The organism is Fodinibius salsisoli, from assembly GCF_026229185.1.
GTDB lineage: Bacteria > Bacteroidota > Rhodothermia > Balneolales > Balneolaceae > Fodinibius > Fodinibius salsisoli.
Map to the genome: position 1 here is coordinate 242293 of NZ_JAGGJA010000005.1, position 15185 is coordinate 257477.

14 protein-coding genes are annotated in these 15185 nt (G+C 45.9%); 7 read left to right on the forward strand and 7 right to left on the reverse strand.

All coding sequences use genetic code 11. The features are described 5' to 3' along the window. Positions 1-17 precede the first annotated feature (17 nt). The 7 genes from carA to J6I44_RS09300 all read right to left on the reverse strand — a co-directional run bounded on the left by carA (position 18) and on the right by J6I44_RS09300 (position 7370). Positions 18-1136 carry a glutamine-hydrolyzing carbamoyl-phosphate synthase small subunit gene (carA, locus tag J6I44_RS09275; protein ID WP_265765803.1) on the reverse strand — a complete coding sequence of 373 codons (1119 nt, stop codon included), beginning with the start codon at positions 1134-1136 and terminating at the stop codon, positions 18-20. 310 nt (positions 1137-1446) lie between these two features. Continuing rightward, positions 1447-1671 (reverse strand): CPXCG motif-containing cysteine-rich protein, encoded by a 225-nt coding sequence (locus J6I44_RS20835; protein WP_350356685.1) that lies wholly within the window; start codon positions 1669-1671, stop codon positions 1447-1449. A gap of 68 nt (positions 1672-1739) precedes the next feature. Beyond that, a complete protein-coding gene (locus tag J6I44_RS09280; protein WP_265765804.1) occupies positions 1740-2078 on the reverse strand; it encodes a hypothetical protein in 339 nt (112 codons plus the stop codon). 166 nt (positions 2079-2244) lie between these two features. Continuing rightward, a complete protein-coding gene (locus tag J6I44_RS09285) occupies positions 2245-4674 on the reverse strand; it encodes a penicillin acylase family protein (RefSeq protein WP_265765805.1) in 2430 nt (809 codons plus the stop codon). 166 nt (positions 4675-4840) lie between these two features. After that, on the reverse strand, positions 4841-5737 hold the full coding sequence (locus J6I44_RS09290) for a dimethylarginine dimethylaminohydrolase family protein (protein WP_265765806.1): 897 nt from the start codon (positions 5735-5737) through the stop codon (positions 4841-4843). Positions 5738-5953: 216 nt separating this feature from the next. Next, a complete protein-coding gene (locus J6I44_RS09295) occupies positions 5954-6550 on the reverse strand; it encodes a MarC family protein (RefSeq protein WP_265765807.1) in 597 nt (198 codons plus the stop codon). Positions 6551-6575: 25 nt separating this feature from the next. Then, on the reverse strand, positions 6576-7370 hold the full coding sequence (locus J6I44_RS09300) for an SDR family oxidoreductase (RefSeq protein WP_265765808.1): 795 nt from the start codon (positions 7368-7370) through the stop codon (positions 6576-6578). 188 nt (positions 7371-7558) lie between these two features. Here J6I44_RS09300 and J6I44_RS20840 point away from each other — a divergent pair, with 188 nt between their 5' ends. The 7 genes from J6I44_RS20840 to hemE all read left to right on the forward strand — a co-directional run bounded on the left by J6I44_RS20840 (position 7559) and on the right by hemE (position 15145). Next, complete coding sequence (locus J6I44_RS20840; RefSeq protein WP_265765809.1) at positions 7559-8260, forward strand: response regulator transcription factor; 702 nt, start codon at positions 7559-7561, stop codon at positions 8258-8260. Between the two features lie 80 nt (positions 8261-8340). Beyond that, entirely contained in the window at positions 8341-9738 is a 1398-nt protein-coding gene (locus tag J6I44_RS09310; protein WP_265765810.1) for a sensor histidine kinase, read from the forward strand. Positions 9739-9897: 159 nt separating this feature from the next. Next, positions 9898-11019 (forward strand): ferrochelatase, encoded by a 1122-nt coding sequence (gene hemH / locus J6I44_RS09315; RefSeq protein ID WP_265765811.1) that lies wholly within the window; start codon positions 9898-9900, stop codon positions 11017-11019. Between the two features lie 3 nt (positions 11020-11022). After that, a complete protein-coding gene (gene hemA, locus J6I44_RS09320) occupies positions 11023-12291 on the forward strand; it encodes a glutamyl-tRNA reductase (RefSeq protein WP_265765812.1) in 1269 nt (422 codons plus the stop codon). Further along, a complete protein-coding gene (gene hemC / locus J6I44_RS09325; protein WP_265765813.1) occupies positions 12284-13210 on the forward strand; it encodes a hydroxymethylbilane synthase in 927 nt (308 codons plus the stop codon). The genes hemA and hemC overlap by 8 nt, the downstream gene beginning before the upstream one ends. A gap of 85 nt (positions 13211-13295) precedes the next feature. Next, on the forward strand, positions 13296-14024 hold the full coding sequence (locus tag J6I44_RS09330) for a uroporphyrinogen-III synthase (RefSeq protein ID WP_265765814.1): 729 nt from the start codon (positions 13296-13298) through the stop codon (positions 14022-14024). 74 nt (positions 14025-14098) lie between these two features. Next, a complete protein-coding gene (gene hemE, locus J6I44_RS09335; protein WP_265765815.1) occupies positions 14099-15145 on the forward strand; it encodes a uroporphyrinogen decarboxylase in 1047 nt (348 codons plus the stop codon). Positions 15146-15185 lie beyond the last annotated feature (40 nt).

Sequence of the window (15185 nt, forward strand, 5' to 3'; positions counted from 1 at the left end):
CCCGCACCCAATATTTTTTACGCCAGTTCTTTTTTTCCTTCTTTGATCATATCCATGAACTGGTCAAACAGGTACCGCGAATCATGCGGGCCGGGCGATGCTTCCGGATGATACTGAACCGACATGCCTGGGAAGTTTTTGAATCGAAGACCTTCGATGGTATCGTCATTTAAGTTTAGATGCGTGACTTCTACCTTTGAGTCATTCAAGTCGTCTTCGTCAACCGCAAAACCGTGGTTTTGAGTCGTGATTTCGACGAGCCCGGTCTCCAGATTTTTCACCGGATGGTTGGCACCACGGTGACCTACAAACATTTTTCTTGTAGAAATACCTTCCGAAAGAGCCATCAGTTGGTGCCCGAGGCAAATACCGAACAGGGGTTTACCGGTGCTTTTGGCATATTTTACCACATCCAGGGCATACTCACTGGTGGCATCCGGATCGCCGGGACCATTGCTAAAGAAAAATCCATCAGGGTTCCATTTCTTTAACTCTTCCTTGTAGTCGCCTTTGGCCGGGAAGATGCGCAACGTGCAGCCCCGCTTCACAAAATTGTCGATAATACTTTGCTTTATTCCGTAGTCAAAAGCGGCCACTTTAAAGGGACCATCGCTGTGTACGGTTTCAGGCTCTTGGCGGGTTACTTCGGTCGCCAGTTCGAGCCCAACCATGTCGTCCCAGTCTTTCGCTTTTTGGACGAGCACATCTTCATCCAGCTCCTCGGAAGAGATAACCGCATTCATAACTCCTTTAGAGCGGATATGGCGGACTAACTTTCGTGTGTCGACGCCGGTAATACCGACAATGTTGTTGCGCTCCAGGTATTCCTGGAGGTTGCCGTCGGCCTGTGGGTTACTATGCTCCCAGGAGAAAGATCGTACAATAAGTCCTGATATCATAACCCGCCGCGCTTCGTCATCGCGACTCATGGTTCCGTAATTTCCAATGTGGGGGTAAGTCATCATCATTAGCTGACCATAATAGCTGGGATCGGTAAAAATTTCTTGGTAACCAACCATACTGGTGTTAAAACAGAGTTCTCCGCCGGTTGTACCTTTTTTGCCAATGGCGAAACCATGTTCTACGGTGCCGTCGGACAGCGCAATGATGGCTTTATCTCTGGGATTCAGTGACATAGTAGAGAGTAGATCGTTTTGAAGGGGTTAAAATTTAGATATAAAAAAAATCCGACAACAGAATTGATGTCGGATTGATTAAAAACAGAAGTGTGCTGACCATTCGAATGATGGTCAAATATTTTTGGTAACAAGGGGAAAGCAAAGATGCTTCCGTATGACTTAACAAGTTTGTGTGAACAGGCCAAAAGTTGTTTACTAACTGCCTTTCATTAAGATTTTTGTGCGTCAAAATGTAATTTTAGCGCAAAACTGCATTAAGATACAAAGCAGACGATGTAATTACAAAGATAATTTCGTGGTATTTGGATTATTGGGTGGGGCTGGCCTGAATGATAAATTCTTTGTTCCACTTGTCGTAGGAGATAGACAGATCGTTAGGGCGACAGCAGATCTGGCAGTCCTCGATATATTTCTGGATTTTACCTTGCGAAGGGTCGACAAAGGTATGGTTAAATTCTCCGCAGTAAACACAACGAAAGGCAGGTGTGTGATTGGTATTTTTTGATTTCATGGCAGTCATACCATCCTCCATACAACGGCTGATAATTACTTAATAATAATCTACATTCTTTGGAGATGAATTAAAAATTCATTGTTGACCTATTTAAGAAATGTTGTCCTGAACAGGTAGCCTGTTAAGGTAGCAAGTCCCCCTGTCAGTCCGCCAATAATGACGGTGATTAAAATAACTAAGCTGGGGTGGGGAAGGCTGAAAAGGTCGGCGATGCGTCCTGTAAGGATGCCATCATTTGCAATATGTATATACAAGGTATGGATGAGCCACCAGGCGCCGATACCGAGTGCGCCAAACCCAAATGAATGTCCTCCTGAAGTACCGAGAAGAGCACCCAATACAACAGCCGGGATGGCCAGCGACCACCAGGGAAGAACAAAGCTTAGCAGCCAGGCAGAAAGAGCAAGAAGTATAGCCAGGATCATTGGTTAATGGTTATTCGTTATTGGGAAATCATATGCTTGGACTGCTGCCTCTATGGTTGTGCCACAAAGTTTGGCAAAGAGTTTCTTCGTGATTCTTTGTGTAGCCTTTGAGAAGCTTCGTGAAATAGCCATGAGAAAGCAGTTTATACTAATTTTTGATTATTATCTAATGTAGCACTATAGAATATCTCACCGAATCGCGTTCGGCAGGTGGCTGCTTCATAAACCATAGTGGATAGAGTTTTCCTTCCGCCCAGTCGTCAATCATGTTGTCGTAATATTTTGATCCGGGATTGCCAGACTGCCCGCCCGGGTAAAGGCCATATGCTTTGACCTCTGGCCCCAGTTCAACGACCATCCGCCAGGAGGGACCATGACTCCCCCGCACGGCATTGATGGATTCAGCACCACCATCAGTAAATACATCCGGTTGACCCATGCCGGGCATTCGTCCAAGGTGGCCAATATTTGTATTGTTTACATAGCCCCACTTCCAGGTATCACCATACGAGCCTAACGATTCTTCCAGCTGTTGAAAGGCCTGATGAAATGATCGATTGATAAGATCCGAGAGCGTTTCTTTGTGGGTGGTATTGATATCATCATACCATTGCAGGGTCGAATCACTTAGTATGAGTTGAGCCGTTTGGTCACGGGCCGGCCGTTGCAGAGGGACCTTAGCTGATTGGTATTCGTCACCCCAGATTTCATTGTTTAGAGTATCCCACCAGTAGTCAAAAACCGATGGGGCAATTTGATTGCCTTTGTTGTAGTAGTTCCAGTTGGCAAGCCCGGTAATGGCCTGCTGTTTATCCGGGGAGAGTGTATCCGTTAACAGGGTCTCCAACAATTTGGGAAGAACCGTTTTAGCGTGATAGTTAAAGGAGTCCATTTGCAATCTTTGCATATCCTTGACGGTAATATCATCCATGGAAGCCAACCGTTCGTTGATGCGTCGTCCCCGTTCATAGGGAGCAAAATCATCATCCAGGTAGTAGGGATAAGCATCGCCGGTAGGATCTTGGTTGGCGGAACTCACAAATCCCCGATCCGGATTTTTGACAGAGGGTATTTGATCAAAAGGGATCCAGCCTTGCCAATCGTATTTAGGATTGGAGCCATCACCAATATACCGGCCCTGGTACTTCCATTTCAGGGGGTATTTGCCCGCCACGGTGAGGGCAATATCCGAACGGTCTGCAAAAACCCAGTTTTGAGCCGGACTTTCGAAATGCCGCAACGCCTGCCGGTACTCTTTATAGTCGTTAGCTTTGTTGATCTCCAGGAAATACTGGAGCTCATTCGACTTCTCATATGCGATCCACCGCATGGCATGAAACTTTGGAATATGTGTTCGCATGGACTCACTCCCCGAAGTCTGTACCACCGGACCGTGATGCGTATAAGTTACCGTATCAATAATTGTTTTAGTGCCTTTTACCTTAATTTTTTCTACCCGTTGTAGGGTCGATTTCCACTGTCCGTCATAGCGATATTCGGATAAGGTTGAATCGCGGAAGGTAATTTCGTACCAGTCCCAAACGTCGGCACTGACGTTGGTGGTGCCCCAGGCAGCATCTTCATTGAACCCAACGATGATAGACGGCGCTCCGGGTAAGGAAACGCCCATTACATTTTGTTCAGGACTGTGCAGTTGCATTGCATACCAGATAGAAGGCAAGGTCATGCCCAGATGTGGGTCGTTGGCAAGAATAGGATAACCGCTGGCCGTTTTAGATCCACTGACGGCCCAGTTGTTACTTCCATTATTAGGATTGGGCTGAAAGGGAGGAATGTCTTGGGCGATGGATGGTGTAAATGTTGAGTCAGGCTGCCGGGTTTGTAAGGGCGTAAAACCCCACTTTTTACTATCTGGTATGACCGGATCGTTCAATGCTGGCTGCACGTTCAGAACGTTTTTTATGAATTCATCACCCAGAAGGGCGCGGGTATTACTCATCCGCAGGTCTTGGTTACTGCCAGCCAGCGTATAGGTCATATTTTTAAGGAGTAGAGCGGTTTTGAGAGGCGTCCATTGTTCTGGGCCGTAATCCAAAATCTTGTACTCCAGTGGGTACTCCCGTTGATCCAGAGAGGTAATCCATGCGTTAACCCCGGCAGCATAGGCTTTGACGGCCTGGGCGGTTTCAGGATTTTCCATCATTCCCTCCAGGGCCCGTTCGGCGGCGTAGGTCATGCCAATTCTTCGTTGGTATCGGTCAAAGGCGACCGTTCGGTTGCCCAGGATCTCCGAAAGTCTGCCTGCAGCGGCATGGGTTTGAAATTCCATCTGCCAGAGTCGCTCCCGGGCGGTAATGTAGCCCTGTGCGAAATAAAGATCCCGATCATTTTGGGCAAAAATGTGAGGAATCTGTTGGTCGTCAAAAACGACTTGGACCGTATCAGAAAGAACATCCGAAGAGAGTGATATCGATTTATCGGGGGGAGCGTTGACAGGAGCATTGGTCCAAAAACCGCTGGATGGACTTAGGAAGCTTCCCAAAGGAGGGGCTGGACCTAATGAAGTGGATAAAAGCCAAAAAAGAGCTGTAGTTGAGAATACTGTAAATAGTAATTGAGCAACTTTTTTGGTCATACTCTTTATCAAATATTTGCCAAATGCCATTCCCCGGATTCGTCAAAGACGAACCTTCCCCCTTCAAAAGGGGATATTAACTTGTCTTTAATTTATTCTGTTACCGTCACTACAAATTCACTACTTCTTAATCATCATTCAAAATTTGACATTTCTCATTCAATCGTTACCACAGCATCTGTTTCATGCAGAAAACGCTGCCGCCACTTTTTAAGAACTCATAAGTGCTTACTTCATGTACCGAAAACCCCGCATCGCGCAAATTTTTGTTGACATCGGTACAGCCTTGTTGAATAATGACGTTGCGTCCATCGGGGCAGCAAGCATTACAGGCAAAAAGTTCTTCTGCCTCGTACTGAGAAGCCTCGATCACTTTATCAAACAGCGTATTGATCAGTTTTAATCCCTCGTCGGTAAAGGCATCCGGATAGATAAGGACTGTTTTTTCATCCAGCACACAGAAGCAGGTGTCAAGATGATAGAACGCTTCATCAACCAGCTCGAGTGCGATAACAGGGATATCGAACAGCTCAGAAATTGATTCATAGGCTGTCAAGGAGGAGCGATATCCATAACCACCCCAAAGCATCCGTTTACCGGTGTGCCAAATGGCATCGCCGCACCCTTCGAAGTCGTCGATTTTCGTTTCATCCAGAAAGTGGGCTTCATAACCGTTCTGACGGTACCACTGTTCAATGTAAGGGACTTCACGCTTACGCTGGTCAGCATGCATAATACTCATGAGGGCATGGCGATTGCCCTCTTGGTCGATATAGGGTAAACTCTGGTTGGCACAAAACACCATATCGGGGAGTCCATCATGATCTTCCAACAACCGTACATTGAGGCCAATTTGGTCAAATAGTGCCCGCACCAAGTCCCACTCATTTTGAGCTTCAATGGTATCTACATTGCCCACTTGGTTGGCCATGTGTGGATTGATGACATAGTCCACGGTATAATGCAAAGGCCGAACCATGAGTACTTCAGTCGGCAGGGGCATGGATGGAAGGTCGGTAATGCTAAAATCGAGCTGGTCGGCAGATGCTATAACGTGCGCCATAGTTTATTCAGTTGATTGGGTAAATTCGAATAGTAGTTCTTTTAAGTATTCAAAAGAATATAGATGCCAAAGATAACCATTTGTGGGAAAGAATAAACTTTTTTGAGCAGATAAAGCAGGATTCAGAGAGGATAAATTATTAGCTTAGCAGAGTGAAATCAATTCCGGGCTGGTTATGATTTGCAATGGTTTGAGGACAAAAATTTTTGATGATAGTTAGCCTGTAATATTTGAAATGCCATCGTAAATGAACTGGATGGAAAGAGCCGCCAGCAGTACGCCCAGAAATCGACTCAGGATTTCGTCTCCCGTTCGGCCAATGATTTTTTTCAGGTAGCTGGAGAGAAACATCAGGATAAGCGTAAGCAGGTACACGGTGAGGATAGCAATAAGAACAGAAACATTGCCTTCGGTCGTGGTAGTATTAGAAAAGAGTAAAATGGAGAGCGTGAGTGCACCGGGACCCGCAAGCAGCGGAATAGACATCGGGAATACCGAAATATCTTTCTTTTCGGTAGCATCTTCGTATTCGGCGTCTTTGGTAATCATGTTAAAAGCCGTGTAGAAGAGCAGCAATCCACCGGCAATACGTAATGATTCGATAGAAATGCCCAGCTGATGAAGCAGGGCCTCGCCATAATTGCCAAAAATGGTGAGTAAGAGCGAAGAGATGAGAATAGCTTTTAATGCCATAACCTTGCGGTGGCGTTTTTCGCCATCCGGCACCAGCGAGTGAAAGATAAGGGCTGCACCGATGGGGTCTACAATGACAAAAAGCCCGGTTAATGCATTCAGATAAATAGCAAAATCCATAGTAGTAATTATTTAGGAAACGTCCTTAGGTAACGTCTGATTTAAGCAAGATTTTATTCAAGAGGTTAGGCGCCCACCGTTTGAGGTAGATACCGGCAATTTCTTTACCCCCGATATAAATTTCGTTCTTCTTTTTTTCAATTTTTGGAAGCAACTTTTCCGCAAAGGCATCGGGAGGCATGCCGTGCTGTTGGCCCTGGCCCATTTTGTTATGCTTGCTGCCGTCACCTTCCAGGGCATTTTTGGTGACATCCGTTTTGATAAAGCCGGGGCACACCAGCGAAACATTAATGTTATGCTCTTGAACTTCTTGACGCAAGCAGTCGAAGTATCCATGCAGGGCATGCTTGGAAGAGGCATAGCTGGAGCGAAGCCGCGTGCCGAACTTTCCCATTACGCTGCTGGTCACCACAATATGTCCCGATTTGTGCTTAATCATGGATGGCAGCAGAGCTTTTGTTAAAGCTACCGCCCCAAAGAAGTTTACTTCCATCACTTTACGGATAACCTCCATTTCTGTGTCAATTGCCAGTGAGCGCTGACTAATGCCGCCGTTATTGAACAGGTAGTCAACAGAGCCACATTGGTTCAGGGCCTGCTGCGCTTTAGAATCAAGAGAGTCGGTATCCGTGAGATCAAGTGGCAGGATGTGAATAGCTGAAGGATCTCCGCCGCAGCTTTCTTTTACTTCCTCAAGCTTTTGTTCCCGGCGCGCCGAAAGGATCAGCTTGGCCCCTCGTTCATGGAGGGCATAAGCCAACGCTTCGCCAATACCAGAGGAGGCTCCGGTAATCCAGGCTACTTTGTCGTGAAATGCCATATTAAGTACAAGGCTTAAAGTCCGTTTAAATGATTCATGTAAAGATGTTGAAACATGCAGAGCATGACAAGAAGAGTTTTAAACTTTCCGATGGATTCAGATACTCTTCAAAGTTTGGTATCTTAGGGTCCCAACGATTTTAGCATCAACAGTGTTGACCCTGTTTACCGTAACTAAAATTATTTGTTGTGAAACCCAGACATAGCATTTTATTAGTAGAAGATGAAGAAGAATCAGCTGAAATGCTGGCCAATTTCCTGGAGATGAATGATTATGAGGTGCTGGTTGCCCATGAAGGGAACCGGGCACTGGAACTCATTGAGCAGCACGCCGGTGAAATTCATCTTGCTATCTTGGATATTATGGTTCCCCATGTAGATGGCAAAGAAATCTGTCGCCATATACGCAAACATCCGGTGCTAAATGATATCCCGGTCATTTTCCTAACGGCAAAGGATGAGGAGCAGGATGAAATTGAAGGCCTTGAGTTGGGGGCTGATGATTACATCCCCAAACCCGCGAGCTTAAATCTTGTTAAGGCCCACGTAGAATCACTGTTACGACGGCAGAATCCCCAAAAAGCGAACTGGTTGCAATACGGCCAAACCTATCTGGATACTGATGCCAAAGAGCTATTCGTTGATAACGAGAAGGTTGAGCTTACCTCCACTGAGTACACACTCATCGAACTGATCTATAAAAATCCCAAACGGGTATATACGCGGCAGGAAATTTTGGAGCATATTACAGAGGAAGATCGATTTGTATTTGACAGAACGGTAGATGTGCATATCAAAAATTTACGGTTAAAGATGGGCAAGGCGGGCAAAGTCATTAAAACTTATCGGGGCATTGGCTACGGGTTGAACCGTGAAATTGTGAAAGTGTGACCGCTGATGAATCTGATGGCCCGGATTAATAACGTTGATTTCAGAATCAGTTTAATCAAACAATCTGCTTAATCAGTGATATGAAGATTCGTTCAAAACTGGCATGGACATTCATTCTTTTACTGATTTTCGGCATAACCTCCATCAGTAGTTATGCTATTTTGTTTATTCGGGATTACCTGCTGGAAGAAGGCCGCCGTGAGATGAGTAAAGAAACGCGATGGCTGGCGGTAACAGTTGCCAATCTGGATGAAGGGAGCCAGTTTACTGCTCATTTTGAACAGGCCGCCCGTATTTCCGGTTACCAGCTTGCGCTTTATGACTCTTCCGGGCAGCTGGTCACTTCCTATAAACCGAATGAATCCGACTATGCTCCTTACCAGCATTTACCTGAGGGTATTATGGCAAGTTTAAAGGCACGGGATAATCTCGCACTCTTACCCCGGAATAGCGATTCAGAGTATTTGACCAGCTATATTCAACTTGTCAGTAATACTGGTACTCGACAATATTTGCAGGCAGCACAATTAAAAGATGAAATTTATGCTCCCATAAAAACGATCCGGTGGATTATCTATTACGGAATGTTCATTTCCATTGGACTGGTCATCGTGGTGAGTATTTGGATGTCTCGTTACCTCACCAAACCCATTACCCAGATTAAAAATGCGGCCCAGGATATTGCCGAGGGCGAGGTAGATCGAGAGATTGACCTGAAACGTGGAGACGAGTTTGGTACACTGGCAACCTCCCTGAATCAAATGGCGTTTAAGCTTCGTGAAGATACGCGCCAAATTAAACGATTTGCCGAAAAACAGCGCCAGTTTTTTGCTGATATTACCCACGAAATACGGAATCCGTTACATACTATTTCTGCTGCACTTGAAATGCTTGAGCTGGAAAAAATATCTGCCAACCAGAAAGAAAAATATATTCAGACGGCCAAAAAGCAGACGGATCGGATTTCGCATCTTTTTAAAGACCTAAAAACGCTACAGCGCTATGATTCGGATGAATACTTTATTGAACCTCAGCGGTTTGAATTGTCAGAAATTGCAGAGCATATGATTGAATGGCATGCAGATAGCGCCGATCAAAAGAGTATCACCCTCCAAATTGATCAACATTCATGTGTGGCCGTTGGTGATCCCGGTAAAATAGAACAGGTAGTGGATAACCTGATTTCCAATGCCCTGAAATACACAAATAGCGGAACGGTGAGCCTGCATTATGCGCAAGAGGGGGATGGGGTCAAAATTGAGGTGGCGGATACCGGGATCGGCATTTCAGAAGAACACCTCGATCGGCTATTTGACCGGTTTTACCGAACCGACAAGGCACGATCACGCGATAAAGGCGGCACCGGGCTGGGACTTGCGGTCGTTAAGAGTATCCTTACCGCCCATGGCACTGATATCAAAGTCGAGAGTAAAGTGGGTAAAGGTACAAAGTTTTGGTTTGAATTGGCTAAAGGATGAATTCAGCATGTAGATTTGTTCTAAATAAAATGGAGCGGCTTTTCTTCAAATTCTCTTCACAAAGGATTGGTTTCTTTAGCATGATATGTTGGAAGCTATGCAAAACAGATTTGTATGGTTGTTGCTTCCTGATAAATAAAACGCAAAAGATCAGTTAAGATGTCCACAGAGGAACGACGTATTGGTATTGTGTTAATGAATTTGGGCGGACCGACAGCCGATTATGCTGTCAGGCCTTTTCTTTACAACCTATTTAGAGATGAGGATATCATAAAAATGGGGGGCGGAAAAGTGCAGGACCTGTTTGCCAAACTGATATCCAAATTCAGGGCGCCAAGTGTTCAGGAAGATTATGAAGAAATTAATGGATGTCCGCGGGGTTGTATGGGCAGCAAGCACTGCCTCAATCGGAAAAATAGTGTTAAGTCTACCTGCTGCTCGCCAATCAACAGTCTTACAGAAAAGCAGCGACGGGGAGTAGAAAAGTATCTGAAGAAAGAGCTGCCAGATGAATCCGTTAAGGTATATACGTGCATGCGTTATTGGTTGCCCTTTGCGGACACCACGATGGATGATATGGTGGCAGATGGCATTACACACGCTGTTATGGTGCCGTTGTATCCACAGTTTTCATGGACAACCACAGGCAGTAGCTTTCGGGATTGGGAGACAAAGCGCGAGGAAAAATTTGGAAATCAGACTCCGTGGAAAGAATTCCATGTCAAGAATTACCACCTGAACCCTCAATATCTGCGATCAATGAATGAGCGGATTGATGAGGCCCTGGAAGCGATGGATGAAGAGACCCGCAATAAAACACATTTTATCTTCAGTGCCCACGGAACACCCAAGCTGGAAGTGCGAAGCGGAGATCCTTACACTGCCGAAATAAATCAAACAATGGAAGCTATTATGGAGATGCGGGGCTATGATCATGAGTACTGGCTTGGCTACCAATCCAAAGTAGGTCCCCAAAAATGGACTCAGCCCAACACAGCAGAGTTGGTTGAACGGCACCTGGAATATGGGATTAAGAATTTTCTGATGATTCCTGTTGCCTTTGTCACCGATCATATTGAAACGCTGTATGAATTGGGTGTTGAGCTCAAAGAAGATTTGGAAGAAGAAGGTTTTGAATTTGAGAACCTTAAAGTTATGTCCGGTATAAACGATCATCCTGCTTTTATTCAGGCGTTGGCCGATGAGGCCCTTGATAAATTGAATCACATACTGGATGTGAATACGAAATCAGAGACAGAATCAAAAAAGGTTTCAGCTTAGTTGATGTCCGTTAATCCTCCTAAAATATCAGACTTTTGTGTGGTCGGTGTAAACCACTGGGAAGCCACTATTGATATTCGTGAGCGGTTTAGCCTGAGTGAAATTCAGAAGAAAGAGCTCATTGAAGCAGCGCTCCGAGAAGGGCTTGAAAGCTTGTTTGTGGTTTCAACATGTAACCGCACCGAGATTTTTGCTCAGAATGTATCTCCCCAGGAATTGATCCGGCTACTGGTAGCTTATTCAAATGCCAAACTTGATGAATTTCATAATTATGGATTTGAAAAAGAAGGTCGCCCTGCGGTACAGCATCTGTTTCAGCTAAGCGTAGGGCTCGACTCGCAGATTTTGGGCGATGTCCAGGTCGTTAATCAGGTTAAAGAAGCCTATGAGTTTGCCAGTAACCTGGATGCGGTAGGCGGTGAGCTGCATCGCCTGATGCAGCATATTTTTCGGGCACACAAACGATCTCGGAACGAAACTTCACTGGGCGAGGGCGCTGCTACAACCGCCTATGCTGCCGTCAAATTTGCTGTGGAAACATTCGATAACCTGGCCGATAAAGATATCCTGCTGGTAGGAACCGGAAAGATCGGCAAAGTAACATGCAAAAATCTGATTAACCTCGGTGCCCGGAAGTTGACGCTGATCAACCGGACCCGCGACCGTGCAGAATTTGTGGCTGATAAGTTTGACCTGGAAGTGGCTGACATGGAGAAGCTTCCAGAAAATATTGCCGAAGCTGATCTGATTATTGTGGCAACGGGAGCACAGCAGCCGGTAGTCACCCTCGATGATATGAAGCCGTCCATCCTGAATCCATCATTTAAGGTGTTGGTAGATCTGTCAGTGCCCCGAAATATCGATCCGGAGATCGGAGATTTAAAATTTGTGGATTTGGCAAATATGGACTTCCTTACGGATGTTACCGACGAAGCCTATCGCCGGCGAGAAGAGACCATCCCGATCGTGAAAAAGATTATTGATGATGAGCTCACGGACTATCAGAATTGGCTCAGCAAACAAAAAGTGGTGCCTACTATTAAGGCACTGACTTCTAAGTTCGATACCATCCGGGAAGATGAGTTCGAGTTTTTTAAGAATAAAATTTCGGATACGGATAAAGACAAAGTCGAAAATTTAACCCGACGCATTGTGAACAAGATTGCTGCTTATTCTATTGAGCACCTGCGCGACCATCATGAGTCTGAGCAGGTAACGCAGGTTGTGCACGATATGTTTAAACTTGAGACGCAGAAAAAAGATAATGAGTAAGTCTCCAATTCGTATTGGTACCCGGGATAGCCAGCTGGCGACCTGGCAGGCAAAACAAGTAGCAGGAAAGCTTCAGAAGCAGGGTCATGAAACAGAGCTGGTTTTTGTAAAGTCAGAAGGAGATCTGGACCTTTCCACGCCGCTTACTGAGATGGGAGGCAAAGGCGTTTTTACCAAAGCTCTGGATGAAGCTCAGCTATCCGGGCAGGTTGATATAGCGGTTCACTCTTTTAAAGATTTGCCTACCGAAAACCCACTTCCGCTAAAAGTAGGGGCCATTCTTGATCGTGCAGATCCGCGTGATACTTTGGTAGCCCCCGGCGGTACCGATTTTTTGGATGACACCTCATACCAAGCAACGATTGCAACGGGCAGTAATCGTCGCCGCGCCCAATGGCTGCACCGCTATCCCCATCACGAAGTGGTCGATATTCGTGGCAATGTGAACACGCGTCTTAAGAAAGTGGAGGATAACGACTGGGACGGAGCGATTTTTGCAGCGGCAGGCCTACAACGGATTGACCTCGGACATCATATCAGTCAATATCTCGATTGGATGGTATCGGCTGCCGCACAGGGGGCCATGGCCGTGATGATTCGTGAAGAGGATGAAAATATGCAGGAAATTATTGAGGCACTCAATCACGATGAAACCGCACTTTGTACGACCATTGAACGAGACTTTTTGCACGATATGGAAGCGGGATGCAGCGCTCCGGTCGGTGCGTATGCTTTTATTGAGGATGGTCAGGTACACTTTAAGGCGGTTGCACTCACCCTTGATGGAAGTGAACGATACGACTATGAGGAAACAGTAGCCGTCGGTGAAGCCAGTGACTTAGGTCACGCTGCCGCGCAAGACTTGCTCAGCCAGGGAGCCATCAAAGTTATTGAAGAGATGAAATCTGACCGCAGATGAATCAGATTACGCTGATATAGCTGATTAATTTCAGTGAAATCAGAGATAAACAGTGAAATCGATCAATCAGGTTAATCAGCGATCAATGAGACAACACAAACAGAATATTTTAGTTACGCGACCTTTATCTGCGCAGCAACTTGAATATGCACGGATTCTGGGGCTGGAACCGATCATTGAACCAGCATTATCCTTTAGCTTCCCCAATTACTGGGATCAGGTTTTAAAGACTATCACTGATAATCCCAAATCGGATTGGGTGTTTACCAGTGCCAACGGGGTTAAAGCCCTGGCAGAGCTTATGGAAGCGGGACTACAACCCCGTCCTGAAACGCAGCTTTTTGCGGTAGGGGCCAAAACCCGGGATGCACTTCAAAAGTTAGGACTTAATGCCCAGATTCCTCGTACCCAGGATGGCAAGCATTTAGCAGAACTTATTATCCGGGAGGGAAAAATTGACTCGGTGATCTATTTCCATGGCAACCTGAGTCGCGATGAAATGACGAACGGGCTCTCAGAGGAGCATATTGAAGTGATTGAACTGGAAGTGTATGAAACGATTATTAATGCGGTTCATATGCCTGAAAACCCCATAAGTGGAATCCTTTTTTATAGTCCCAGTGCGGTAGAAGGTTTTGCCCGTGGTCAAGGCTTTAAAGATGAGTTGCCCCCCTTATTTGCAATCGGCCCGACGACGGCCAAGGCATTGAAAGAGCAAACTGATCAGCATATAGAAATTGCCAAACAACCGGATACAGAAGTGTTGTTGCGAACGGTATCAGACTACATTTTTAATAAAACAGAAAGTGTTTAACCATATATTTCCACAAATAGTACGGATTAATCAGTTTAAATCTGTGTAGATCAGTGGCTTAAAGAAAAGTATTTATGAGCAACGATTTTCCCGAGTTAAAGAATGATTTATTATTACGAGCCCTTCGCGGTGAAGAAGTTGAACGCCCACCGGTGTGGATGATGCGGCAAGCGGGACGGTATCTTCCGCAGTACATGAAACTTCGTAAAAAATATACCTTCTTTGAACGCGTGGAAACGCCTGAACTGGCTTGTGAAATTACCATCCAGCCTATTGATGAGTTAGAACCGGATGCTGCCATTATCTTTTCGGACATCCTAACCGTGCCGCAAGCATTGGGTATAGATGTTGACTTGGTTAAGGGCAAAGGGCCTGTGATGGACAATCCCATCCGAAGCGTAGATGATGCTTTTGCAATTTTGGCGGAAGATGTTCCGCAGAAGCTGAATCATGTGATGGAAGCCATCACACTGACTCGTCAAGAGCTTAACGGGCGCGTTCCACTGATTGGTTTTGCCGGCGCTCCTTGGACGCTCTTCTGTTATATGGTGCAGGGACAGGGTTCAAAAAACTTTGCCAAAGCCAAGGCGTTTATGTATCAGCATCCTGATGCGGCGCGGCACGTAATGAAAGAACTAACTAAGGCCACCATTGATTACCTTAAGGCACAGATCAAGGCGGGGGCACAGGCCGTGCAGCTGTTTGATTCCTGGGCCGGACTGTTGAGTCCCGAGGATTTTAACGAATGGGCAATGCCGTATTTGATGGAGATTTGCGATGCCATTGATGAGGTCCCCATGATCCTGTTTGCAAAGGGCAGCTGGTATGCACTGGAGCGGTTGAGCTTTAAAAGTAAGGCCGCAGCACTTGGCCTTGACTGGACGATCACTCCCGAGTATGGTCGAGAAGCCACGCGCGGAGATATCGTGTTGCAGGGAAATTTTGATCCCTCAAGACTGATGATGCCTACATATGAGATCCAGCGCCAGACAACACGAATGATAGATCGATTTGGCGTTCAGAATTACATTGCAAATCTCGGGCACGGTATCCTTCCGAATATTCCGGTTGATAATGCCCGCGCCTTTGTAGATGCCGTTAAAGAATATGAATCTGAATAGAACACGAAATTTGTCCCCCTTTGAAGGGGGATTAGGGGGA

What these genes read in the sequence shown, in the direction of transcription:
- carA (WP_265765803.1), bottom strand. Translation starts at nt 1,136, where the DNA reads ATGTCACTGAATCCCAGAGATAAAGCCATCATTGCGCTGTCCGACGGC.
- J6I44_RS20835 (WP_350356685.1), bottom strand. Translation starts at nt 1,671, where the DNA reads ATGGAGGATGGTATGACTGCCATGAAATCAAAAAATACCAATCACACA.
- J6I44_RS09280 (WP_265765804.1), bottom strand. Translation starts at nt 2,078, where the DNA reads ATGATCCTGGCTATACTTCTTGCTCTTTCTGCCTGGCTGCTAAGCTTT.
- J6I44_RS09285 (WP_265765805.1), bottom strand. Translation starts at nt 4,674, where the DNA reads ATGACCAAAAAAGTTGCTCAATTACTATTTACAGTATTCTCAACTACA.
- J6I44_RS09290 (WP_265765806.1), bottom strand. Translation starts at nt 5,737, where the DNA reads ATGGCGCACGTTATAGCATCTGCCGACCAGCTCGATTTTAGCATTACC.
- J6I44_RS09295 (WP_265765807.1), bottom strand. Translation starts at nt 6,550, where the DNA reads ATGGATTTTGCTATTTATCTGAATGCATTAACCGGGCTTTTTGTCATT.
- J6I44_RS09300 (WP_265765808.1), bottom strand. Translation starts at nt 7,370, where the DNA reads ATGGCATTTCACGACAAAGTAGCCTGGATTACCGGAGCCTCCTCTGGT.
- J6I44_RS09310 (WP_265765810.1), top strand. Translation starts at nt 8,341, where the DNA reads ATGAAGATTCGTTCAAAACTGGCATGGACATTCATTCTTTTACTGATT.
- hemH (WP_265765811.1), top strand. Translation starts at nt 9,898, where the DNA reads ATGTCCACAGAGGAACGACGTATTGGTATTGTGTTAATGAATTTGGGC.
- hemA (WP_265765812.1), top strand. Translation starts at nt 11,023, where the DNA reads ATGTCCGTTAATCCTCCTAAAATATCAGACTTTTGTGTGGTCGGTGTA.
- hemC (WP_265765813.1), top strand. Translation starts at nt 12,284, where the DNA reads ATGAGTAAGTCTCCAATTCGTATTGGTACCCGGGATAGCCAGCTGGCG.
- J6I44_RS09330 (WP_265765814.1), top strand. Translation starts at nt 13,296, where the DNA reads ATGAGACAACACAAACAGAATATTTTAGTTACGCGACCTTTATCTGCG.
- hemE (WP_265765815.1), top strand. Translation starts at nt 14,099, where the DNA reads ATGAGCAACGATTTTCCCGAGTTAAAGAATGATTTATTATTACGAGCC.